Source organism: Ancylobacter terrae (genome assembly GCF_045108345.1).
In the GTDB taxonomy this organism is placed as follows: Bacteria; Pseudomonadota; Alphaproteobacteria; order Rhizobiales; family Xanthobacteraceae; genus Ancylobacter.
In genome coordinates this window covers 251,212-273,434 of sequence record NZ_JBJGXH010000002.1, presented here as the reverse complement: position 1 = coordinate 273,434, position 22,223 = coordinate 251,212, and the positions used below count along the sequence as shown (strand labels likewise).

At 66.1% G+C, this 22,223-nt stretch carries 18 protein-coding genes and 3 pseudogenes; 10 read left to right on the top strand and 11 right to left on the bottom strand.

The genetic code is table 11. From position 1 onward, the window contains the following. The first annotated feature begins 46 nt into the window (after window positions 1-46). The 7 genes and pseudogenes from ACEUEL_RS15555 (at window position 47) to ACEUEL_RS15525 (ending at window position 8,499) form a co-directional block, all read left to right on the top strand. On the top strand, window positions 47-1,381 hold the full coding sequence (locus ACEUEL_RS15555; RefSeq protein WP_405707235.1) for a sigma-54-dependent transcriptional regulator: 1,335 nt from the start codon (window positions 47-49) through the stop codon (window positions 1,379-1,381). Then, window positions 1,365-2,375, top strand: coding sequence for a cache domain-containing protein (locus ACEUEL_RS15550; RefSeq protein ID WP_405707233.1), 1,011 nt, complete (start codon window positions 1,365-1,367; stop codon window positions 2,373-2,375). Before ACEUEL_RS15555 ends, ACEUEL_RS15550 begins: the two co-directional genes overlap by 17 nt. Continuing rightward, window positions 2,306-2,608 (top strand): annotated as a pseudogene (locus ACEUEL_RS15545) (MFS transporter small subunit); the annotation flags it as partial. The gene ACEUEL_RS15550 and the pseudogene ACEUEL_RS15545, both read left to right, overlap by 70 nt. Before the next feature lie 543 nt (window positions 2,609-3,151). Beyond that, window positions 3,152-4,129 carry an AraC family transcriptional regulator gene (locus ACEUEL_RS15540; RefSeq protein WP_405707231.1) on the top strand — a complete coding sequence of 326 codons (978 nt, stop codon included), beginning with the start codon at window positions 3,152-3,154 and terminating at the stop codon, window positions 4,127-4,129. Window positions 4,130-4,238: 109 nt separating this feature from the next. Then, window positions 4,239-5,735, top strand: a complete 1,497-nt coding sequence (locus ACEUEL_RS15535; RefSeq protein WP_405707229.1) for a DUF1254 domain-containing protein — start codon at window positions 4,239-4,241, stop codon at window positions 5,733-5,735. A gap of 82 nt (window positions 5,736-5,817) precedes the next feature. Continuing rightward, the gene (locus tag ACEUEL_RS15530) at window positions 5,818-7,353 is read left to right on the top strand and encodes a DUF1254 domain-containing protein (RefSeq protein WP_405707228.1); all 1,536 of its coding nucleotides are present in this window, start codon (window positions 5,818-5,820) and stop codon (window positions 7,351-7,353) included. A gap of 126 nt (window positions 7,354-7,479) precedes the next feature. Then, complete coding sequence (locus ACEUEL_RS15525) at window positions 7,480-8,499, top strand: HAD family hydrolase (protein WP_405707595.1); 1,020 nt, start codon at window positions 7,480-7,482, stop codon at window positions 8,497-8,499. Between the two features lie 255 nt (window positions 8,500-8,754). On the opposite strand, the pseudogene ACEUEL_RS15520 reads toward ACEUEL_RS15525, so the two are convergent. Continuing rightward, window positions 8,755-8,938: pseudogene (locus ACEUEL_RS15520) on the bottom strand (transposase); the annotation flags it as partial. 111 nt (window positions 8,939-9,049) lie between these two features. Then, window positions 9,050-9,964 (bottom strand): annotated as a pseudogene (locus tag ACEUEL_RS15515) (molybdopterin-dependent oxidoreductase); the annotation flags it as partial. Window positions 9,965-10,162: 198 nt separating this feature from the next. Between ACEUEL_RS15515 and epsC the strand changes: the two are divergent. The 3 genes from epsC to ACEUEL_RS15500 are packed head-to-tail and all read left to right on the top strand — an operon-like array spanning window position 10,163 to window position 14,065. Beyond that, a complete protein-coding gene (gene epsC / locus ACEUEL_RS15510; protein ID WP_405707226.1) occupies window positions 10,163-11,185 on the top strand; it encodes a serine O-acetyltransferase EpsC in 1,023 nt (340 codons plus the stop codon). An 11-nt stretch (window positions 11,186-11,196) separates the two neighbouring features. Beyond that, complete coding sequence (locus ACEUEL_RS15505; RefSeq protein ID WP_405707224.1) at window positions 11,197-12,144, top strand: family 2A encapsulin nanocompartment shell protein; 948 nt, start codon at window positions 11,197-11,199, stop codon at window positions 12,142-12,144. Beyond that, window positions 12,119-14,065, top strand: a complete 1,947-nt coding sequence (locus ACEUEL_RS15500; protein ID WP_405707222.1) for a family 2A encapsulin nanocompartment cargo protein cysteine desulfurase — start codon at window positions 12,119-12,121, stop codon at window positions 14,063-14,065. Before ACEUEL_RS15505 ends, ACEUEL_RS15500 begins: the two co-directional genes overlap by 26 nt. 174 nt (window positions 14,066-14,239) lie before the next feature. Here ACEUEL_RS15500 and ACEUEL_RS15495 read toward each other — a convergent pair whose 3' ends face one another. From ACEUEL_RS15495 to ACEUEL_RS15455, 9 genes are all read right to left on the bottom strand, one after another. Then, window positions 14,240-15,238: an MFS transporter gene (locus ACEUEL_RS15495; RefSeq protein ID WP_405707594.1), complete on the bottom strand. Its 999-nt coding sequence runs from the start codon at window positions 15,236-15,238 to the stop codon at window positions 14,240-14,242. Next, complete coding sequence (locus tag ACEUEL_RS15490) at window positions 15,190-15,504, bottom strand: hypothetical protein (protein WP_405707221.1); 315 nt, start codon at window positions 15,502-15,504, stop codon at window positions 15,190-15,192. The genes ACEUEL_RS15495 and ACEUEL_RS15490 overlap by 49 nt, the downstream gene beginning before the upstream one ends. A 181-nt stretch (window positions 15,505-15,685) precedes the next feature. Continuing rightward, entirely contained in the window at window positions 15,686-16,714 is a 1,029-nt protein-coding gene (locus ACEUEL_RS15485; protein WP_405707219.1) for an aliphatic sulfonate ABC transporter substrate-binding protein, read from the bottom strand. 48 nt (window positions 16,715-16,762) lie between these two features. Further along, on the bottom strand, window positions 16,763-17,623 hold the full coding sequence (locus ACEUEL_RS15480; protein ID WP_405707217.1) for an ABC transporter permease: 861 nt from the start codon (window positions 17,621-17,623) through the stop codon (window positions 16,763-16,765). 12 nt (window positions 17,624-17,635) lie between these two features. After that, window positions 17,636-18,472, bottom strand: a complete 837-nt coding sequence (locus tag ACEUEL_RS15475; protein WP_405707215.1) for an ABC transporter ATP-binding protein — start codon at window positions 18,470-18,472, stop codon at window positions 17,636-17,638. Continuing rightward, on the bottom strand, window positions 18,469-18,837 hold the full coding sequence (locus tag ACEUEL_RS15470) for a 4Fe-4S binding protein (RefSeq protein ID WP_405707213.1): 369 nt from the start codon (window positions 18,835-18,837) through the stop codon (window positions 18,469-18,471). The genes ACEUEL_RS15475 and ACEUEL_RS15470 overlap by 4 nt, the downstream gene beginning before the upstream one ends. Next, the gene (locus ACEUEL_RS15465; RefSeq protein ID WP_405707211.1) at window positions 18,834-20,411 is read right to left on the bottom strand and encodes an FAD-dependent oxidoreductase; all 1,578 of its coding nucleotides are present in this window, start codon (window positions 20,409-20,411) and stop codon (window positions 18,834-18,836) included. The genes ACEUEL_RS15470 and ACEUEL_RS15465 overlap by 4 nt, the downstream gene beginning before the upstream one ends. Before the next feature lie 57 nt (window positions 20,412-20,468). Further along, window positions 20,469-21,065 (bottom strand): thioredoxin family protein, encoded by a 597-nt coding sequence (locus ACEUEL_RS15460; protein ID WP_405707209.1) that lies wholly within the window; start codon window positions 21,063-21,065, stop codon window positions 20,469-20,471. 213 nt (window positions 21,066-21,278) lie between these two features. After that, a complete protein-coding gene (locus tag ACEUEL_RS15455) occupies window positions 21,279-22,223 on the bottom strand; it encodes a YeeE/YedE thiosulfate transporter family protein (protein WP_405707207.1) in 945 nt (314 codons plus the stop codon).

Below are 22,223 nucleotides of genomic sequence, written 5' to 3'. Positions count from 1 at the left end.
GCGACCAGGAGAGCCGGTTGCAACGGGGTCGGATTTCGGAGCGGCATTGCGGCAGGCGGCCGTCCTCGTGATCGACGACGAGCCGGGCATTCGCAATTTCCTGCTGCGCACCCTTGGCCCGCGCTGCCGGCTTGTCGACGAGGCCCAGGATGCCGGCGAAGCCTCCCGCAAGATGGATGAACGGCATTATGATGTCGTGATCATCGACAACGTCATGCCGGGGACCACCGGCATTCGCTGGCTCGGCGAGCAGCGCGCGATTGGTTTCTATTCGGATGCGATCCTCATCACTGCCTATGCCGACCTCGAAACCGCCATCGAGGCCCTGCGGGCCGGTGCGGCGGATTTCGTCCTCAAGCCATTTCGTTCCAACCAGATCCTGAACGCGGTCGCCCGCTGCCTCGACCGCCAAAGCCTGAGGCGCGAGAACGGGGTGCTGCGGCAGGAACTGCGTGCGACCGGCGACGGTGAATCGCCGCACAAGCTGCTCGGCCAGTCGGCAGCGATCCGGGCGGTGCGCGAGGCCATTGCGCGGGTCGCACCGCTGCCGACGTCGGTGCTTGTCACGGGCGAATCCGGCACCGGCAAGGAGGTGGCCGCGCGCGTTCTCCATGCCATGTCCGACCGGTCCGACAAACCCTTCGTACCCGTCAACTGTGCCGCCATACCGCCGGACATGATCGAGAGCGAGCTGTTCGGTCATCTGAAGGGCGCCTTCACCGGGGCGCTTACCGCACGTGACGGCCTGTTCATCCATGCGGACGGGGGCACGCTGTTCCTCGACGAGATCGGCGAACTGCCGATGCCGATGCAGAGCAAGCTGTTGCGCGTGCTGGAAGAACGGCGGGTGCGCCCGGTCGGCGCCGAACGCGAGATGCCGGTGGATGTCCGCCTCGTCTTCGCCACCAATCGCGATCTCGAGGAGGACGTGGCAGTCGGGCGCTTCCGCGCCGATCTCTATTACCGCATGAACGTGATGCAAATCCGACTGCCGCCGCTGCGCGAGCGCCGCGAGGACATCGACGAACTGGCCCTGCAGTTCCTGGCGACGCTGACGCGCCAGCTCGGTGTGCCCGCGATCCGGCTCGATGAAGAGGCGCGTGCGGCGCTGCGTGCCTATCGCTGGCCGGGCAATATCCGCGAGCTGCGCAATGTGATCGAGCGTTCGCTCATCCTCGGCCGCTTCGCGAACGACTTGCCGGCCAGCCGCCTAGGCGCCTCGTCCGGCGAAGGGCAAAGCCTGGACGACCTGGAGCGCCGGCATATCCTCGCCATGCTGGAGCAGACGGGCTTCGACCGCGCGGAGACCGCGCGCCGGCTGGGCGTTTCGCGCAAGACCATCGACCGAAAATGTGCGCAGTGGAATGTCGGCTCTCATTGAACCCGCCGCCCGGCCGCGACGCGCCGTTCCGGTCCGCATCCGCCTGCTCGCCATTGCGCTGCTGCCGACGCTGGTCGTGCTGCCGCTACTGCTGGGCATCACCATGGTGCGCTGGAACGGCAAGTTCGATGCGCTGCTGCAGTCGAAGGTACAAGGCGATCTGACGATCGCCCGCCAGTATCTGGCCCGCATCCTCGAAACCACAGGCGATCGTGTGGAGGCGCTCGGCCTGTCCGCCTTGTTCCAGAGCCTGCAGACCGAGGACAGGGCGGAGATGCTCGTCGAACTGCTGGACGAGCGGCGCAAGGTGCTCGGGCTCGATTTCCTGTATGTGCTGGACAAGAGCGGGGACGTCGCCGCCTCCGCCATGCCTCTGGCCGCCACGCGGCCGCGCGCGGACTGGCCGGTGATCGCCGCGGCTTTCGAGGGCGGCTCGCGGACGGCGGTGGACATCTTCTCGCCGGCCGAGCTGGCCGCGATCTCGCCCATGCTCGCCGAGCGCGCGCGCATCGAGCTGGTGCCGACGCCGAATGCCGCGCCGTCCGCGCTCTCCGAGGAGACGCAGGGCATGGTTGTGCATACCGCCGTCGGGATGCGCCTGCCGGACGGGAGGACCGTGGTGCTGGTGGGCGGCATATTGCTCAACCAGAACCTCGTCTTCATCGACACGATCAACGATCTCGTCTATCGCGCGGGCTCGCTCCCGGAAGGCAGCGTGGGCACGGCGACGCTGTTTCTCGACGATGTACGCATCAGCACCAATGTCCGGCTGTTCGAGGGCCGGCGCGCACTTGGCACGCGGGTGTCGAACGCGGTGCGCACCGCCGTTCTGCAGGACGGCCGGATATGGCTCGGCAGCGCCTTCGTCGTAAACGACTGGTACATGTCGGCCTACGAGCCGATCACCGACAGCTTCGGCCGGCGAATGCCGGCGTCCCGCGCGACCAGGTGTACGACTTCACCATGTACATTCTGGCGGGACTTCTGGTGGTAGGGCTGATCGCCAACGCGCTGGTGCGCCCCGTCGCCGCCCGCTGGTACATGAGCGACGAGGAACTCGCGGCCGTGCAGGCCAAGTCCGCCGCATCCGATGTGGTGATCTCCGGTTCCTTCGGCATCGGCCGGGGCGGGCTCGATCTGACCGCCGCGCTCGCATGGACGGCCGTGGGCATTCCGCTCGTCTTCGGCATCTGGATCACGCTCCAGAAGACGGCGGCCCTTTTCTGAGAGCGAAAGCGACATCCCATTCCGGTCAAACCGGAATCCGCCGTGTGGGGACGCGGCCGGTATTGGGCGCGGCCTTGGCCGCGCCCATTTTTTCACTCGACCCCGTGTCAGGTCTTGCATGACCGGGACATCGACCCGGATGCGGACGGCCCGTTCGGGCGCGCGACAGACGAAACGATCCTGTCGATCACGGCTTAGGCGGGCTGCTCACCGTACTCGGATCGCTTTGACGGTGATCCGGTTCCCGCAGAAATCATGGCATGATCCACCCGGTATTGATGGCCTGGCCGATATCTGCAGGCACGAGCGGATAGATGTCCATCGCCGGTCTATCGGTAATCGTGCAGGAACCGGGATCAACCCGCCGACCCCGATCATTCGCGGAGAATGGGGATCGTGACCGCAGGGCGAGTGGGACATTGATCAACTCTTGGAACGCTGCGGAACCCGTCCCATCAATGCACGAGCCTGCGTTGGAAAAAGCGGACGGTACTATTAAGCTTGCCGCTGCCGCCTCATCGGCGCCGGAGTGGATTTGATCAATTGACGCAGTCGCTCACATCGGATTGGTCTGTCGTTCGGTTGTCGAGCATCGAGGATTTGAGCGAGGCGGTGCATGGTGCCGGGCTCAGCGCCACGCAGATGTCGGCTGCGCCGGTTACCGGTAGCCTGGCCTTTACCGAGAGCCGGGGCATTCGCTTCTCGACGGGTATGATCGACAGCCGCGTATCGCTCACCGGACCTTTGTCGGAAGACTGGATAACCATCGGTCTTGGCATCGACCTGCCTCCGGGAACGCGTCACTGGCTCAATGATGTGAGCTCGGGCAATGTCGGCGTCTTCATGCCGGGTGACGAACATGACTCGCTGTATGTGCCGGGATCGCTCTACGCGGTCTTCACCTTGAGCGATGAGGTTCTTGAGCCGGCGGCCCAGCGCGAGCTCGTCCTCTCGTCACGCGAACTCGGCGGCAGCGGCGTTCACGGGCGGCGGCTTGCCGCTCCCCAGTTGAACCTTCTCAAGCGCTTGTTCCGGCCGCTTCACGACCCTGCCGTCGACCGCGGGCCGGCCGGCCTCGATCCGGCCGCTGCCCTCATCGAGGCCCTCATCGACCATATCGGCCGGCCGCCGCTCGCCGTCATCGGACTGCGCACCCCCCGTGGCTATGAGCGGATCGTCAGACGCGCCCGTGCCTTCATCCATGATAATCTCGGATCGCCGATGTCGGTGGAACTGATAGCAACAGCTGCCGCAACCTCGCCGCGCACGTTGCATCGTGCCTTTCGGGAGCGGCTGGATGAAACGCCCTATTCCTATGTCCTGAAGCTCCGACTTCACCGCATTCGATACGATGTGATCTCAGATCTGGAGAGAACGACGACGCTCGCCACGATCGCCAATCATTGGGGCATAAGCGAGTTGGGACGGCTCGCGGGCTGGTATCGCGAACTGTTCGGGGAACTGCCCTCCCAAACCCGTGAGAGGCTGGGTCGTGCGAGCCGCCCGCCGCAACTGCACTGATTGGCAGGAAACGCATAGCCAGTCGCGTCTCCTTTGGGGATCATGCCGCGACCAAATAAGAAGCAGTCAGTGCTTCCTATCGCGGCAACCTCTCCAGATGAGGCGATAAATGGCCAGCAAAACCGCACCGTGGGGGATTGCTCCACTCCTGTTGACCGCGCTGCTGGGTTCGACCGCTCTGGCCGGGCCGGTCGCTCTCGAAGACGCCAAGTTGCACGGCGATGAGCTGATCGCCACCCCGATCGGCGAGATCAGGCTCACCGACAGTTATTTCGACGCGAACGCGTCCAAGCGCCTGTTCGACGAGATGGATTATCAGCGCGCGGCGCAGGCCTATATCTGGAGCCTGCCGCTCGTCAGCTCCGCCACATGGCGCGATACGGAGAATGCGGCTTTCGGTGTCGACAGCCCCACCGACTTCGTCGTGCTGGAGACGGTGCGCGAGAAGAGCGGCATTCTCACACCTAACCTGACGACGCCTTACATCTTCAATTTCAGCAATCTCAAGGATGGCCCGATCGAGATCGATTATCCCGCGGGCCAGACGGCCGGCGGCATACTGGACTTCTGGCAGCGCCCTATCAGCGATCTCGGCCTCACCGGCCCTGATCAGGGCAAGGGCGCGACCTATATCGTCGTCGGCCCCGACGACGATCCGGCCACGTACAAGCGGGATGGCGCCGTCGTCGTGCAGAGCGCGACCAACAACATCTTCGTCGGTCTGCGCATCCTCAGTCAGGAGCCCGGCTATTATAGCAAGTTCACGTCCGACTACCGCATGGGCCCGGCCGGCGATCTGAAACCGAGCCGCTTCATCAAGGGCAAGGACGTCAAATGGCTGGCGACGCCCCCGCGCGGCCTCGACTACTGGAAGACGCTCGCCGAGGTCATTCAGGACGAACCTGTTCGCGAGATCGACAAGGGATGGATGGCGATGGTCGCCCCCCTTGGCATCGCAAAGGGCAAGCCGTTCGAGCCCGATGAGCGCTTGAAGGATATCCTGCTCAAGGGCGGCGCGATGGGGGAACTCATGGCGCGCAACCTCCAGGTCAATCCGCGCTACACCGAGCCGTTCTGGCCGGGCACCTCCTGGTACAAGAGCGTCGATTTCGTGATCCCACAGGAAACGGTGGACATCCAGCAGATCGATGAGCGCGCGACCTGGTTCTATGAAGCCGTCGCTACCAGCAAGGGCATGGTCGACCCGCAGGTCGGTGAGGGCCAGATCTACATGACCACCAAGCGCGATGCCGACGGCAACACGCTGCGCGGCGACCGCACCTACAGGCTGCATGTCCCGGCACACGTACCCGTCGAGCAGTTCTGGTCGCTCACGCTCTACAGCGAGAACACCCGCACGACCTACGACAATGGCGGCACGCAGCCGCGCGACGCCAGCATCGACAGCCGCATGAAGGACCTCGCGTTCAATGCGGATGGCAGCATCGACATCTTCGTCGGCCCGACGGCACCGGAAGGCCGGGAAGCCAACCACCTGAAGCTGGTGGATGGTGAGGGCTGGTTTGTCTACTTCCGCCTGTATGCGCCGAAGAAAGAGTTCTTCGACAAGACCTTCACCCTCGCCGATTTCGAAGTCGTGAAGTGACACGGCGCGGCGCGGCCTCGTTGGTCGCGCCGCATCCCGTCGTTCCATAAACCGGCACAGTGTATCGAGAAGAGCAATCTGTATGATCCGCAACACGCTCATGGCATCTGCTGCGGCCTTGGCCGTTCTTCTGGGCTCTTATGGTGTGGTGCCCGCCCAGCCATTGCGCTTCGACGAGATCGCCAATCTCCCGTTCGACTTCAACCGGCCGACATCTGAAACCGCAAACACGCTGCTGGAGACCCTCGCCTTCCAGCAGGCGACGCAGGCCTATCTCTGGGCGATGCCGCTGATCAACACGCTCGGTATGAAGTACGGCTCCGACAAAGTGTTCGGCACCGGTTACAACGTGCTGCCGATCTGGAAACAGCGGCTCGATCCGAAGACGCTGGTCACGACGCCGAACTCCGACGTGCTCTATGCGATGAGCTATATTGATATGAGCGAGACCGGCCCCATCGTTCTGGACGCGCCTCCCGGCCTTCAGGGCATCCTTCTCGATTTCTTGCAGCGGCCGATCCCGGTCGATGGTGGCAAATATTTCGGCGATGTCGGCCTGCCCGGCCCCGATCAGGGCAAGGGCGGCAAGTTCCTCGTGCTGCCGCCAGGCTATGACGGCGCCGTGCCGGACGGCTACTACGTCTATCGTTCGGGCACGAACAATCTCTTTGTTTTCCTGCGCGGTTTCTATGAGGACCCGAACAATCTGGCTCCCGCCGTCGCGCATCTGGAAAAGACGAAGATCTACCCGCTCAACGTGGCGGAAGCCGCGCGCAAGCCGATGCAGTTCCCGGATGCTTCGGGCGTGCCGGCCAACATGCTGCCGCGCTCGGGTATCGAGGCGTTCGAGCAGCTCAAATGGCTGGTCGACAAGGAAGGCCGGCACCTTGCCGGACCCGACGGGCTCGGCATCCTCGCCAGTGTCGGTCTCGTCGCGGGCAAGCCTTTCGAACCCGATGCAAAACAGCGCACGCTGCTGAACGCCGCCGCGAAGTCCGGTTACGACATGAGCCGCGCGGTCGGCTTCCTGCCCGGTCTCGGCGGCGCGAACTTTCGCGTCTGGAAGGATCGCCAGTGGGTCAATCCGGTCAACAACCTGTCCACCCCCGGTGCCGAGAAGGCGCTTGATCTCGATTTCCGGGACAAGGCGGACGGCTATTATGCTTTCGAGCCGCGCTTCTGGTTTTTCACCAACTATTACTCGATTAGCCCCGGCATGGTGTCGCAGAGTCCTGGTCGCGGCGCGGCCTATGCGATCACGTTCAACGACGCCGAGGGCAAGCCGCTCATCGGCAAGGATAGCTACAGGCTGAACCTGCCCGCCAACATTCCGGCAGAAATGTTCTGGTCGGTGACACTCTATGAGGCCGCCAACGCTTCGGGCCTTGCGACAGAGCAGCGGCGTTTCCCCTCGCTCGGCTCGCGCGACAAGCCGGTGCGCAATGCCGACGGCTCGACGGATCTTTTCATCGACCCGAAGCCCCCCGAGGGCAAGGAAGCCAACTGGCTGCCGACGGCGCCGGAGCGGGGCTTCTTTGCCATTTTGCGCCTCTATGGCCCGACCGAGGCGGCCATCGATTACAGCTGGACGCCAGGCGACTTCGAAAAGCTTCCCTAGAGCATGTGCCGGTCAACGTGCCCAGCACGCTGATCGGACCTTGCGCTCGTGCCGTCACTCGCGTTCCTCCGCGCGGTTGTTTCCACCTGAAGGGGCGGCTTGTCGGGTCGCCCGGGGCGTCGCCTCATGCTCCTGCAATCAGTCACGACCCGCCGCCGTCTCGCTGCACTCGCCGTCACGGTGCTTATCGCACTTGGAACGGCGTTCGCTCCGGCACGTGCCACGACGGGTCCACTGGTCTCCTGGAATGAGGGGGCCACGAAGTCGGCCATTACCTCCTTCGTCGAGAAGGTGACCGATCGGTCTGGCAAGGACTACGTCCCGATCGAGGACCGCATCGCGGTGTTCGACAATGACGGAACCTTGTGGGTCGAGCATCCAATGTACACCAAGCTTGCCTTCACGCTCGACCGGGTGAAGCTGCTGGCGCCGGATCACCCTGAATGGCTCGATAACCCCGTTCTCAAGGCGGCGATCGAAGACGACCTCCCAGCCCTGATGGCGGCAGGGGACAAGGGCCTCGTCGAACTCGTGGCGGTGACGCATGCGGGAATGACGCCCGCGGCCTTCGAGGCCATCGTGACGCACTGGCTCGCCACCGCCGAGCACCCGCGTTTCAAGCGCAAATATACCGATCTCGTCTACCAGCCGATGGTCGAGTTGCTCGACTATCTGCGCGCCAACGGCTTCAGAACCTATATCGTCTCGGGCGGGGGCATCGAATTCATGCGCCCGTGGACGAACAAGGCTTATGGTATTCCGCCGGCGCAGGTGGTGGGATCGAGCATCAACACCGAGTTCGAGCTGGTCGACGGCACGCCGACCTTGATCCGGCGCCCGCAGATCAGCTTCATCGAGAACGGCCCCGGCAAGCCGGTCGGTATCAATTTGCATATCGGCCAGCGCCCGATCGCTGCCTTCGGCAATTCCGACGGCGACATTCAGATGCTGCAATGGACGACCGCCGGTGACGGCGCGCGCCTCGGCGCCTTGGTTCATCACACCGATGCGGCGCGTGAATACGCCTATGACCGCGCCACCGCCTTCGGCCGCCTCGACAGGGGGCTGGATCTCGCGCCAAGCAACGGCTGGCTCCTCATCGACATGAAGAACGACTGGAAGACGATCTTCCCGTCCGAGCGATGAGATCGGAAAGCGGGGTAGTTTCGCGCCGTCGCCGATCCGGCATTCGATAGTTTCGAGAGTTCTTGTGCCGCGTCCGTTAACTGTCCAACTGCAGGTCCGTCGCACGCGAAGCGGCTGATATTGTCCCAACTTCTATGCATCTGTGAGTTCGCTCGGAAGGTTGGATTTGCCCTCTCGGGCGGGCTGAGCGGCGGTATCAGTCGCGGAGCCGCTCATGGTGCGTAGCGTCGGATGCCGCCGCGGGTGCGCGGTCCGCTTTGCGTTATGGTCCGCGAGTGCCTGCGCCCGCCTCGCCTCTGACACGTTCATCGCACTCAGTCGGGCCTTCCACTTGTAGAGGCGGGAATCGCTCACCCCGTGCTTCCGGTACTGGCACCCCGGCCTCATGCTCCTTCAGGATGCCGATGATCTGCTCTGCCGTGAAGAGGCTGCGCCTCATGCGCCGCCGCTTCGCTGTCCTGATCCGCCGCGCGAACGACCTCCACGAGACAGCTCTGCGCCGCACAGCCCTGCGACAGGCCGGAAGCGCCGTGGTCGCGCGTGAGCCCGGCTTGCCGATCTGACCCAGCATGGCGGCGAGGCTGATCAGGGTCCAGTAGGGCTGTTCGCCATGATCGGCGCGCTGCAGCGACCACGCGACATTGACGATCGAGCGATGAGCGGCGAGAAAGCCGCGATCGGCGAGCCCTTCGGTTTCCAGTACGTAAGCCAGCGCCAGCATGAGCGCGGTGTCGGTATTGGGCCGGATCGGAATCCACTCGACCGCACCGTCAACCTCAAGTGCATCCCGCGCAGGCCCGATATTGACGAAGCGCGTGCCGCCGCGGGCCATGGCGCGCAGCCCGGCCCGAAGGCGGTGGTCGCCAACGCCGCCCGAACTGGTCTGCGCGTTTTTGAGGGGGAGGCCGCCAAAGGCGATGAACAGTTCGGTATTGCCCGCGAGCACGTCGAACGAGGTGTGCCCGGCCTGAAGCTGGTCGACCGGAGCCACGATATGGGGCAGCAGCACCCGCGCGGCGCCGAGGCTGTAGCTGTCGACATGCCGCACGAAGCCGCCCGCCGCATTGAGGAAGCGGTGGATCTGGCTCTGCGCGTGGTGGAACCGCCCGGCGCTGGCCCAGCCATAGGAACCGCCGAAGATCGCCTGGTTGCCGTGATCGCGGCGAACCCGCTCGATCTCGTCCGCGACGAGCTCCAGCGCCTCGTCCCACGGCACCTCGACGAAGCTCTCATGCCCGCGCCGGCCTCCGCCGCCCCGCTCACCTTCCAGCCATCCGCGACGTATCGCCGGCCGCCGGATCCTCAGGCGGAGCACCGATGGTGCAAGCTGATCGAGGCCTATCGGCGTCGGATCGGGATCGCCGCGATAAGGGGTCAGCCACGTTCCTTCGCCGCTTCCTTCGAGCTCGTAGAGCCCCCAATGAAACAAGGTGAACGACGAAGGTGCGGCGTCGGACGGGGGCATGGCGTGATTTCCACCGGGAGTCGCCCGGTCTGGTCACCGGGAACCGGGCCGGTGAGTTGGCACCGATTTCCGGTGTGAACTACGCCGGAAGTGGGTCAGAATTAAAATATATAAAATCGCTAGACAATTAGAAAATGCCGTGCCACCCATTCTGTCGGCGGCGCACTCGTCGTCACGTCGCCGGGAGGCGCAGCGGACATGAACGGCATCGATGGGCGGGATCTGCACAAGCAGGCAGATGTGGCGCGGTCGGCTGCGAATATACCGCCTCGCCATGCGGCAACTGGCGCGCCGCATTGGAACCTCGATGCCGTGGTTGCCGGGCTCAAGCTGTCGCGTGACGTCAGTCATAACATTCGCCACCGTGGCCGGCTGCGCCCGCCGCCGTCCCGCGAAGCCATTGTCTCGGCATTGCAGGGTTTTGCCGCGGCTCTCTTCCCTGCCCATTACGGCGAACCGGGGCTGACGCCGGAAACGATCGACTATTTCGTCGGCGCGACGCTGAACGACGCGCTTACGACACTGAGCGAACAGGTGAAGCGAAGCTTGCCCTTCACCCTCCAGCAGGACCTCAGCGAGGAGACCTTCCAGCGGCAGGCGGTCGAGATCACCCGCGCTTTCGCCGCGGAGCTGCCGGTGATACGCGGCCTCCTCGTCAGCGACCTGCGTGCCGCCTACGAGGGCGATCCGGCGGCGACCGGCTATTCAGAGATCCTGCTGGTCTATCCCGGCCTTACTGCCGTGATCCACTACCGGCTCGCCCATGCGCTGCACCGTCTCGGCGCGAGCTTCCTGGCACGGTTCATCTCGGACATCGCCCATTCGCGTACCGGCATCGACATCCATCCGGGCGCGCAGATCGGCGGGAGCTTCTTCATCGACCATGGTACCGGCGTGGTCATCGGCGAAACCGCCGTGATCGGCGAGCGGGTGCGGCTCTACCAGGCGGTGACGCTCGGCGCGAAGAGCTTTCCGGCCGACGAGCACGGAGCCGTGATCAAGGGCAGGGCCCGCCATCCCATCATCGAGGACGACGTCGTCATCTATGCCGGCGCCACCGTTCTCGGGCGGGTCACCGTCGGTCGCGGCTCCAGCATCGGCGGCAATGTCTGGCTGACACACAGCGTGCCGCCGGGCAGCCACATCACCCAGGCCCAGACCCGCTCGACCGGCGGCGAGGGCACGACCGACCGGGCGCCTGCGTCCGGGGCTTCATCCTGACGGGGAACGGAATGACGGACGAACCTGCAATCCGCCGGACACTGAACGAGGCGGCCGCGAGGCAACTCGCCAACGCCACCAAGACGCGCGCGCAATGGTCCGGCATCTCGCCGCGCTGGCTGGTGTCCTTCCTGCCGTGGACGCCGGTCGAGGCCGGCATCTATCGGCTCAACCGCGTGAAGGAGGCCGGTGGCGATATCGATGCCGAGGTCGAGTGCTCTCCCCGCCGCGATCAGGATCCGGACCTGCCGGAGACGTTCGTCGACTATGAGGAGGCCCCGCGCGAATACTCGCTGAACGCGGTTACTACCGTTCTGGACGTCCAGACCCGTGTCTCCGACCTCTACTCGCACCCCTATGACCAGATCCAGGAGCAGCTCCGCCTGCTGATCGAGAAGGTGAAGGAAGAGCAGGAGAGCGAGCTCATCAACAATGGCGAGTATGGCCTTCTCGCCAATGCGGCGCCGTCGCAGCGTATCCGCACCCGAACCGGCGCGCCGACCCCGGACGATCTCGACGAACTGATCACCAAGGTTTGGAAGGAGCCGGCCTTCTTCCTCGCCCATCCGCGGGCCATTGCCGCCTTCGGGCGCGAATGCACCCGGCGCGGCGTGCCGCCGCCGACGGTCACGCTGTTCGGCACGCCGTTCCTCACCTGGCGCGGCTTGCCGCTGGTGCCGTCCGACAAGCTCTATATCGACGAGAACGGCAAGACCAGCATCCTGCTGCTGCGCACCGGCGAGAAGAAGCAGGGCGTGGTCGGCCTGTTCCAGCCGGGCGTGCCGGGCGAGGTCGCGCCGAGCCTCTCGGTGCGCTTCATGGGCATCAACCGCAAGGCGATCGCCTCCTATCTGGTGTCGCTCTACTGCTCCGCCGCCGTGCTGACGCACGACGCGCTGGCGGTGCTGGAAGGCGTCGAAGTCGGGAAGTATCATGCCTATCCTGACACCTATGCCTGAACCCGCGTCAGCCACGGAAGGCGATCTGCCGAACGTCCCGGCGCCGACCGGCGGCGCCCCGTCCTGGCCGGATCCCGCCATCCTCCAGCAACTGGCAAACGCCTTCTTCCAGGCATCGCCGAACACGGCGGCCGCGCCGCATGTCGCGACGCTGCCGGCCTCGCCGCCGAGCCCGGCCATCGTGCCGGCGCCATCGGTGGTGACCGGCGCGGCGCCGCATATCCCGGCACAGCCCCCGGTCGGCCCGCCCGACCTGCCGCCGGTGACGATTCCTTCCATCGTGCCGACGCCGAACATACCGGCGCCCAGCGCGCCGGCCGCGGTGACCGTGCCGGGCTCGCCGGGCGTGCCGCAGCCGGGCGGCTCGCCGGGACTGTTCGTACCGCCCTTCCCGGGGCCGTTCGACTTCAGCCAGCTCCCGGCGGGGCTGCGCAACGTCGTCGCGCTGGATTCACGCCGCCCGCCGGTTGGCGGCGATGTGCCGGCGGTGCCCGACCACATCGCCCGGCCGAGTACCGACGGGTTCTATTTCCTGCGCGAAGGTGAATCCCGTGCACCGGCGGAAATTGCCGCGCCGGCGCCGGGTGGCGTTCCGCCCGAGCCGTCTCATCCGGCAGCACGGACGCTGGATTTCGGCGGTGTCTCGGCGGGCCTTCGCCCGGAACTCGTGCCGGATCTCGGCCCAGCGCCCCGTCCGTTCGACGCCCATTCGGTCAAGCGCGATTTTCCGATCCTGCAGCAGAACGTACACGGCAAGCCGCTGATCTGGCTGGACAACGCCGCGACGACTCAGAAGCCGCAATCGGTCATCGACCGGCTGAGCCGCTTCTACGAACACGAGAATTCCAACATTCACCGCGCCGCCCACACACTGGCCGCGCGCGCCACCGACGCCTACGAGGCCGCGCGCGAGAAGGTGCGCCGCTTCCTGAATGCCGGCTCGACGAAGGACATCATCTTCGTGCGCGGCGCGACCGAGGCCATCAACCTCGTCGCCCAGACCTATGGCAGGCGCCATGTGAAGGAGGGCGACGAAATCGTCGTCACCCATCTGGAGCACCACGCCAACATCGTGCCGTGGCAGCAACTGGCTGCCGAGAAGGGCGCCCGGCTGCGGGTGGCGCCGGTGGACGATACCGGCCAGGTGATCGTCGAGGAGTTTGAGCGCCTCATCAATCCGCGCACCCGCATCGTCTCGATCACGCAGGTGTCGAACGCGCTCGGCACGGTGGTGCCGGTCAGGGAACTGACCGCCATCGCCCACCGCCACGGCGTGCGCGTGCTGGTGGACGGGGCGCAGTCGGTCTCGCACATGGCGGTCGACGTGCAGGCGCTCGATGCCGATTTCTTCGTCTTCTCCGGCCACAAGGTGTTCGGCCCGACCGGCATCGGCGTGGTCTACGGCAAGCCGGACGTGCTCAAGGACCTGCCGCCCTGGCAGGGCGGCGGCAACATGATCGCCGACGTCACCTTCGAGAAGACCATCTATAACGGCCCGCCCGAGCGCTTCGAGGCTGGTACCGGCAACATCGCCGACGCGGTCGGGCTGGGGGCGGCGATCGACTATGTCGAGGCGATCGGCATGGAGGTGATCGCCCGCTACGAGCACGAACTTCTGGTCTATGCGACCGAGAATCTGCTCACCGTACCGGGGCTGACGCTGATCGGCACCGCTAGAGAGAAGGCGAGCGTGCTCTCCTTCGTGCTCGACGGCTGTCGTACGCAGGATGTCGGCGTGGCGCTCGACCGCGAGGGCATCGCGGTGCGCGCCGGCCACCACTGCGCGCAGCCGATCCTGCGTCGGTTCGGGCTGGAGAGCACGGTGCGGCCCTCCCTCGCCTTCTACAATACGAAGGACGATGTGGACGCGCTCACTACGGCGCTGAAGCGCATACAGGCCGGACGCGGCTACCGGTCCTGAACGGCCTCATTGGCCTCGGGGCGGGCGTCCGCTGGCGAGGCACCGGTAGAGGCGGCGCATGATAGTACCAGCGCTGGCAGGCGCGTTCATCACGCGCCGTTTTGCTGAGGTGCTGCCGGCGGTCGCCTCCGTTTCGGGCGAACGGGCTGGCGACCCGGGCGGCAGATGGGGTCGTCATGCACCGCCCTGATGCGCCGCCGGGTCGTGACGGTGGGCGGTCGCGGGCTCGATCAAGGTTCCGCGACGCTGAAGGCCGATGAGCACGAGCGCGGCGGCGCATAGTGCGGCAGCGACGCCGAGGAGCAGGCGCAGCCCGAGCCATTCGGCGCCGACGCCGATGATCGCCGCGCTCGCCGCCGGTCCGGCGCGGAAGATCAGCCCGTAGATCGCCATGGTCCGGCCGCGGAAGGCGATGTCGGCCGAGAGCTGGGCCAGCGACTGCATGCCGATATTGCACATCACATGGCCGAGGCCGGCGACCGCGATGAGCGCAACGGCGAGTTCCGTGCCATCGGCGACCGAGAAGGCGACAACGGCGCCGGTCATGACGAGACCGGTGAGATAGGTGATCCGCACCAGTGCGGGCAGAGACCGCCGGCGCAGCATCCATGCGCCGCCGACCAGCGCGCCCAGCCCTTGGGCGCTCATCAGCACCGACAGCATGCCCGGCCCGCCGCCCAAGATCTCTCCCGCTATGGCAGGGAAAAGTTCGGTGAACGGTCGCCCCAGCACGGAGAACACCGCCGCTGTCAGAAACACCGTTGCCACGGCTGGCGTGCGGGAGATGTAGCGATAGCCGCCGACGATGTCCTGCAATATGTCCGCGCCCGTCGCCGGACCTGGACGGTCGAGGCGACGGCGCAGATGGAGAAGGGCGAGAATCATCGCCAGAAAGCTCGCCGCATCGACGAGGAACACCAGTGCCGGGCTGCCATGAACCATGATCAGGCCGGCGGTGGCGGGACCCGCGGCGCGGGCGACGTTGAAGCCGATCGAGCTCGTGGCGATCGCCTGAGCCATGTTCTTCCGGCCCGCGACCAGGCCGACGGCCACCATGCGCGCTGGCTGTCCCAGTCCCTGCCATGTGGCGTCGGCGAGAGCGAGCAGCCACAGCAGCCAGATCGTCAGGGCCCCCGTCGCCGTCGCCAGACAGAGCGCGAGCGAGACGACGATGCCGCAGCACTGGAACAGCAGATTGATGCGTAGGGCATTGCTGCGGTCGGTGATAAGCCGGCGAGCGGCGCCACCCAGAGCGCCGCGACGATCTCGGTCAGTGCCATCGCCCCGACCCAGCTTGTCGACTGCGTCAGGTCCCAGGCCAGCCAGCCGATCGCGAGGCGCTGCATCCAGGTGCCGGTCGATGAGATCGATTGCGCGATGGCATAAAGTATGTAGCCGCGGCTGGATCCGGCTTCCTCGGCTTCCTGGTCTTCAGCCATCGACGATCGTCCGCGTGGTCCAGCGATGCGGCGCAGTCCGCGTCGAACGAATGTGCGGAGCGCGCTTCACCACGTCATCTCACAACGAACGTCAGTAGTCGGTCGGATCGGCTACGGTGAGCGCAGGGCGCATTTTCGCTGGGGAAGACCGGCGGCGTGGCCGGCCTTCCCGAGTAGTTGCTCAATTGTTGGCAAGCTTCTTCAGCGCCGCCTCGTAATAGGAGCGGTCGATCCACTTGTCGTATTCAATCTTGCCCTTGAGCAGCCCGGCGTCGGCCATGAAGGCTGCCTCGCCCTGCAGCGAGCGCACGGCCGCGTCGGTGATCTGCGGATCCTGCCAGAACTTGCCGTCGGCGTAGGTCGAACGCACGGCCTTTTCGCTGCTGCCGGTCTCCTTGACGAAGATTTGGATCGTCTCCTCGGGATTGGCATCCGCCCAGCGCGCCGTTGCGATGTCGATGGCGAGCACACGCGCGACGATATCGGGATATTTGCGGGCGAAGGCGCCGTTCACGCTGATGACGTGCGGTACGGCCCATTCCTTCTTTCCCGATATGCCTGCATCGAAGATTACGCGCGCGCCGCCGACGTCGACCAGCTTCTGGGCCGGGCCGGTGCTTTCGACGATCGCGTCGATGTCGCCACGGGCGAGGGCAGGCCCCGAGTTCTCAATGCCGATATTGAGCAGCTCGACGTCCTTGATCGACACGCCCGCATCTTTCAGGGCCTTTGCGAAGGTCGAGTGGCGGACGGTGCCGGTCAGCACCGCGACCTTCTTGCCCTTCAGTTCCGCGATGTTGTTCAGCGGCGAATCCGGCCGCACGACGATCAGCGTCTCGTTCGACGGGACCCAGCTGGACAGGCCGATGGCCTTCACGTCGGCGCCCGCGCCGCCGAGACGCAGGGAGGGATTGTTGCCGATATAGGTGAACTCGATGGCGCCCGAGCCGATGGCGACCGAAGCCGGCCCGCCGCCGTCGAAAGTGGCGAGCTCGACCTTGATGCCGTCCTTGGCGAATTCCTGTTCCAGCAGCTTCTTGTTGCGGAACAGGATGAATTTGAGATGGCCGGGCGCGGTCGAGCCGATGCGGATGACCTCCGGCTTGTCGGCCGCACGGGCCGGCGCGAAGCCCGCGAGGGGCACAAGAGCGGCGCCGCCGAGTGCCTTTACGAGGGTTCGGCGCGTTGGTGAGAAGACAGGTAGCGACATGGGAAGGCGTCCTTCAAACGGTTCGGATCGAGATCAAACGAGCGGGGGTCAAACGGCGCCCTTGTCCTCGGAGGCGCGCCAGCGCGTGGTGCGCGCCTCGAAGGCGACCAGCGCGTAATTCAGCAGGAAGCCGATGACGGTCAGCGTGAGGATGCCCGCATACATGCGGTCGGTTTCGAGCATCAGCGACGAATTCTGGATCAGGTAACCGATGCCCGATTGGGCAGCGAGCATCTCGGCGGCGATGACCGAGAACAGCGAGCTCTTGATGCCGAGCCGTGCGCCGGCGACGATGGAGGGTACAGAGGAGGGGAGGATGACCTTTCGGAACATGTCCCAGTCCGACGTCCCCATGGAGCGCGCGGCCTTGAGATGCAGGGGATCGACCGACTTAACGCCGACGATGGTGTTGATCAGGATGAAGAACACCGCCGCGTAGAAGGTGATGGCGATCTTCGAGGCCTCGCCGATGCCGAGTACGAGGATGAAGACCGGCAGAAGCGCGAATTGCGACGTGTTGCGCAGCGTCTGCACGAGGAAATCGCTTAGTTTTTCGAATAGCGGATAGCGACCCATCAGCAGGCCGAGAGGAACGGCGACGACGACCGCGAGTAGAAATCCGATCGCCGCCCGTTCAAGGCTGACGCCGATATGCTGGGCGAGCAGGCCGCTCACGATCATCTCGTGGAGCGCCGCCAGCACCTGGCTGAGCGGAGGGAAGAAGATCGCGTTGATCCAGCCGAGTCGCGGTGCCAGTTCCCAGAGTAGCGCCAGCACGAGCACCGCCGGCAGGCCGAGGCCGATCCGGTTGACCGTCTGGCGCAGCGTGGACGGGGAAGGGACGAAGGCCGGGCGGCTCCACCACAGCCGCGGCGGGACATCGCTCGACTTGTCGGTCGCAAGCGTCATGGTCCGATCTCCTCAACTGCTATAGGCGGACGCGAGCGCCCAATCCTGCTGGGCCCTGCGCACTTCTTCCTTGAGCGCATCCCACACGCGTGCCCGATAGGCGTTGAAGGCATCGCTGTTGCGGATCTCGATGTCGCGCGGCCGGGGCAGGTCGATGTCGATGCTCTCTTTCACCCGTGCCGGACGCGCCGTCATCACGATGACCCGGTCGGCGAGGAAGATGGCCTCGTCGATCGAGTGGGTGACGAAGACGACGGTGGTCTTGATCTGCTCCCAGATGCGCAGCAACTCGCTCTGCAGGATGTCGCGGGTCTGCGCGTCGAGCGCGGCGAACGGCTCGTCCATCAGCAGCACCTCCGGGTCGGTCGACAGCGCCCGGGCGATCGCCACGCGCTGCTGCATGCCGCCGGAAAGCTGCGACGGATAGCGGTCCTCGAAGCCGTTGAGCCCGAACAGGCTGAGAAAATGCTGCGCCCGCGCGCGTCGCTCGGCTCGGCCGACGCCTCGCACTTCCAGCGGGTATTCGATGTTCTGAAGCGCCGTACGCCAGGGAAACAGCGCATATTGTTGGAAGACGTAAGACGTCTCCTGGTGCGGGCGCGTTACCTTCTGCCCGTCGATGGCGGCAAAGCCGGAGCTCGGCTCGGTCAGTCCCGCGATGATGTCGAGGAGCACCGACTTGCCGCTCCCCGAGGGGCCGACAAGGGTGACGAACTCGCCCTTGCGAATGTCGAGGTCGACGCCGGACAGCACCGGGATGCGGTCGCTGGCGCGCCCGTCGATGGTCACGCTCTGGCCGGGCTTGAGCTGGAAGGTCTTGCGGACCTCGGTGATGGCGATGCGGTTCATGTCCTTGTCTCCTGCCTGGCGCCGGCCGCGAGGCCCGTCAGCGATGCCTGGCGGAGCCGATGGGTGGGATCCCGGTCCGCCCCGCCCTCGCGCCCCTTCTTCCAGCCGAGCGCCCGCGCATAGCTGCCGAACAGGCCGGCTTCGGCCACGGCAAATTCCGTGCTGCCGGTAATCCTCTCCGGGTCGGTGGCGACGTAGAGCGCGTCGACCGGGCAGTAGATCTCGCAGAGAAAGCAGGTTTGACAGTCTTGCTGCCGGGCGATGATCGGCACCCCGCCGGGAACGGCCTCAAACACATTGGCCGGGCAGGCCTTGACGCAGACATTGCACGCCGTGCAGCGGCTTTCGGATAGAACCTCGATCACGACGCGGCGACCTCCGGGGCAAGGGTATCGACGGCGAGAAGAGGCCGGTCGACACCGGAAATGGAGATGCGCCGGGCCAGAGCGGGATTGCCTTGCGGTGCGTCGAGGCGCCGGTGCATGCCGCGCGTCTCCGTGCGCAGCTCCGCCGCGCGATAGGCCCAGCGGCTGGTGGCGATGAGGCCGGCGGCTTCGCGCAGGCGCAACGCGGCCATTCCCGAGCCTTGCGCGTGGTCGCGAAGCTCTTCCCAGGCCGCGTCGAGGCGCGCCAGCGAGGCGGCGAGCTTGGGGGCGCTGCGGAAGAAATTGCGGTCGACCGGCAGAAGCTCCTCGCGCACCAGCGCAACGGCGGCGGCAGGATCGACCTGGCGCACGCCGGCCGCCGGCCGCAGTCCCGCCTGCCCCGAAGGCCGCACAGCCCGCTCGATCGCCCGCTCTCCGAGGCGTGCTGCGAAGGCCGCGGCGCCGTTGCCGGCCCAAACTCCTGTTGCGATCGCCCATGACGCGTTCGGGCCACCGCCGCCGGTCGCCGCGCCGGCGATATCCTGGCGTTCGAGCGCGTCGCCGGCGGCGTAGAGGCCCGGTATGCCGATGCTGCCATCATCATCCGTGCGCTTCAGCCCGCCGGTGCCGCGAACGGTACCCTCCGAGCGCAGGGCGATCGGGAACAGGTCGGTGAAGGGATCGATATGTGCCCGGTCGAACGGCAGGAAGCAGTTCGGCTGGCCGCGTCGCAGTGCTTCGGGCAGCCCGCCGGTCGCCTTGTCGAGCCGCGCGTAGACGGGCCCCTCGAGGCCCTCGCGCGCCAGCACCGGGAAGCGCTGGCCGGGCGGGATGTCGATCGGCGAACCGTCGCTGCGGAAAAAGCTCGCCCAGAAATAGGGAAGCCCCTTGTTGACCGAGCTGTGCAGCGGAACGATGCCGTACTGGTTGGAGAACTCCATGCCCGACAGCGCCGCCCCGAGCTCGGCGGCCATCAGTTGGCCGTCACCGGTGAGGCCGGTTGCGCCGAGGATACGCGAGCCGAAGGCGCAGCCGCCGGTGGCGATGACCACGGCTCCCGCCCGTGCCTCCCATTGCTGGTCGAGCTGGCGGGCAAAGCCGGCCGCGCCGGCGACTACCTCACCGGACACCAGAAGCTCGAGTGCGGGATGATGGTCGCGGATCGTCACGCCGGCCCGTACGGCCTGCATGCGCATGAAGCGCATATAGTCGGGGCCGCGCAGATTGGCGATGTAGACATTGCCCTCGTCGTCATGGGGAAAGCGATAGCCGCGCTCGGCGAGGACATGCAGATGTTGCGTCGCGCTATCGATGACCCGACCCATCTGGCGGATGTCGGCCAGACCTTCGGATTGCCTCGCCCGCTCCTCGATGAGGCGCGCCCGGCTCGCCGGCGTCGTGGCAAACCATGTGCCGGTGTTCGAAGGAGCGGTGGCGCCGCTGGTGCCGACATAGCCCTTGTCGACCATGACGACGCTGCGTCCGGCCTCGCGCGCGGCAAGCGCCGCCCAGCAGGCCGCGGGCCCGCCGCCAATGACGAGAACGTCGGAGTGAAGCCGGATGATGTCAGCCATGGGAGCCTACGGATACGCAGGAGGATGTGCGGCCCCGGTGCCGCGCCGCCCCGGCGATCATTCCGCTGCAACGCCCGCGTGGGACCACACCGTCCCCTCGCCCGCGCGCCACTTGATGTTGCAGCCGATGGCCTGCTTCTGCTCGGACGGGGAGGATTTTCCCGCCAGCACGAGGTCGGTTGCGGCACGCAGGTCCGCCCCGGTCACCGGCAATCCATTGGTCGGCCGGCTGTCGTCGAACTGGCCGTGGTAGAACAGCTTCAGCTCACCGTCGAAAAGATAGAGATCCGGCGTGCACGCCGCGCCATAGGCCTTGGCCACGGCTTGCGTCTCGTCCTTCAGGTAGGGAAACACATAACCATACCGGAGCGCCTCTTCGCCCAGCGCGCTGGCGGATTCGGCCGGATGGACGGCGGAATCATTGGAATTGATGGCGATGACGCGAACGCCGCTCGGGGCGTAATCCCGCGCATAGGCCGCGAGGGCCTCGCGAACATGGACGACAAAGGGGCATTGGGTGGAAAGGAACGCGACCAGCAGAGCCCTGGCCTCTACGACGTCCGCGAGGGAACGGGTGCGCCCGGTTGTGTCCTGCAACTGGAAGTCCGGTGCCCTGGTTCCGATGGCGATGTTGTTGGAGGCGGTAAGGGGCATGGTCGATCTCGTGGAGAATTATATTAATTCGATAGATAATATAATTTATAGACCCGGCGTCAAGCTCGTTTGGAAGGGTCTGGAAATCCGCGATGGTTAGGCGTGGTCGATGGCGACAGGGGCGTTGGCGCGGCTCGGCCGGTATCGAGCCCGCTCATCGACCATCGAGCCTATGCTGGCGACCGAAGCACGCGCCGGGTCCGAGCTCGGAGCTCAATGCTTCACCGCTACCCCGAACACCGGTTCGAGCCGTCGGCGCAGCGCCAACCCGAGGACGACGCCGCCAAGGGCGGCGATGAGGAACACCCAGCCGGCCAGCGCCCCGGCATGAATGCCGGAGAGCAGTACGCCGACCGTACAGCCGAGCGCGGTCATCGCGCCCCATCCCATGAGCAGGCCTCCGCCGAGCCCGGCGGCGATGTCCCGTCCGCTCGGGCGGCGCGGCGCAAACTGGCCGGCGACGAGCGCGCTGGCGAAGCTGGCGCCGACGAGGCCAAGCACGAAAAGTGCGTTCTCCGACAGCAGCATCTGCTTCACAACGGTGGCGCAGCCGCGAAAGCCGTCGAGCCCGTGAAGCGTTTCCGGCAACAGGCCCCAGCCATTCGCGGCGCTGCGGGCGAGGCTGCCGATCTCCGCCGTCACCCCGAGCGGGCCGACGCGCAGATAACTCGCTGCCGAGATGACGCCTACCGCCGCTCCCCCGACCGCCGCCGGCCAGCGCCGTTGGAAGACGCTGCGAGCCAGCCCGGCCAGGGTGCCGGCATCCTCTACGGGATCTGGCACCGGGCGTGGGGTCGCGCGGACGAGCGCGAGGATGGCGAGGAGGGCAAGCATCGCCAGGCTGGCGGCAAGCGTGCCGGCATAGCCGAGATGGTGTGGCAGCCAGACCACCGGGGCTTCCGAGACGATGGCGAGATAGAGCGGATTCCAGGTCAGGAAGCCGAGCGCGAAGCCCGCCGCGGTGCCAATGAGCGCGAAGGGCGAGACCGGCGAGCCCTCGCCCAGCCGGTAGAGATGCGCGGAGATGCAGGAGCCCGAGATCGCCATGCCGAGGCCGAAGGCGAAGGCGGCCAGCACCAGTGCCCCGCTCACCGGGCCGATATGCGCGTCCGGCGGCAGGCGCCCGGGCGTTGGCGCCGGCAGCCATGCCCCGATCAC

Coding starts and splice junctions, on each gene's coding strand:
- ACEUEL_RS15550 (WP_405707233.1), top strand. CDS start 1,365: ATGTCGGCTCTCATTGAACCCGCCGCCCGGCCGCGACGCGCCGTTCCG.
- ACEUEL_RS15535 (WP_405707229.1), top strand. CDS start 4,239: ATGGCCAGCAAAACCGCACCGTGGGGGATTGCTCCACTCCTGTTGACC.
- ACEUEL_RS15530 (WP_405707228.1), top strand. CDS start 5,818: ATGATCCGCAACACGCTCATGGCATCTGCTGCGGCCTTGGCCGTTCTT.
- ACEUEL_RS15525 (WP_405707595.1), top strand. CDS start 7,480: ATGCTCCTGCAATCAGTCACGACCCGCCGCCGTCTCGCTGCACTCGCC.
- epsC (WP_405707226.1), top strand. CDS start 10,163: ATGAACGGCATCGATGGGCGGGATCTGCACAAGCAGGCAGATGTGGCG.
- ACEUEL_RS15505 (WP_405707224.1), top strand. CDS start 11,197: ATGACGGACGAACCTGCAATCCGCCGGACACTGAACGAGGCGGCCGCG.
- ACEUEL_RS15500 (WP_405707222.1), top strand. CDS start 12,119: ATGCCTATCCTGACACCTATGCCTGAACCCGCGTCAGCCACGGAAGGC.
- ACEUEL_RS15490 (WP_405707221.1), bottom strand. CDS start 15,504: ATGGCTGAAGACCAGGAAGCCGAGGAAGCCGGATCCAGCCGCGGCTAC.
- ACEUEL_RS15485 (WP_405707219.1), bottom strand. CDS start 16,714: ATGTCGCTACCTGTCTTCTCACCAACGCGCCGAACCCTCGTAAAGGCA.
- ACEUEL_RS15480 (WP_405707217.1), bottom strand. CDS start 17,623: ATGACGCTTGCGACCGACAAGTCGAGCGATGTCCCGCCGCGGCTGTGG.
- ACEUEL_RS15475 (WP_405707215.1), bottom strand. CDS start 18,472: ATGAACCGCATCGCCATCACCGAGGTCCGCAAGACCTTCCAGCTCAAG.
- ACEUEL_RS15465 (WP_405707211.1), bottom strand. CDS start 20,411: ATGGCTGACATCATCCGGCTTCACTCCGACGTTCTCGTCATTGGCGGC.
- ACEUEL_RS15460 (WP_405707209.1), bottom strand. CDS start 21,065: ATGCCCCTTACCGCCTCCAACAACATCGCCATCGGAACCAGGGCACCG.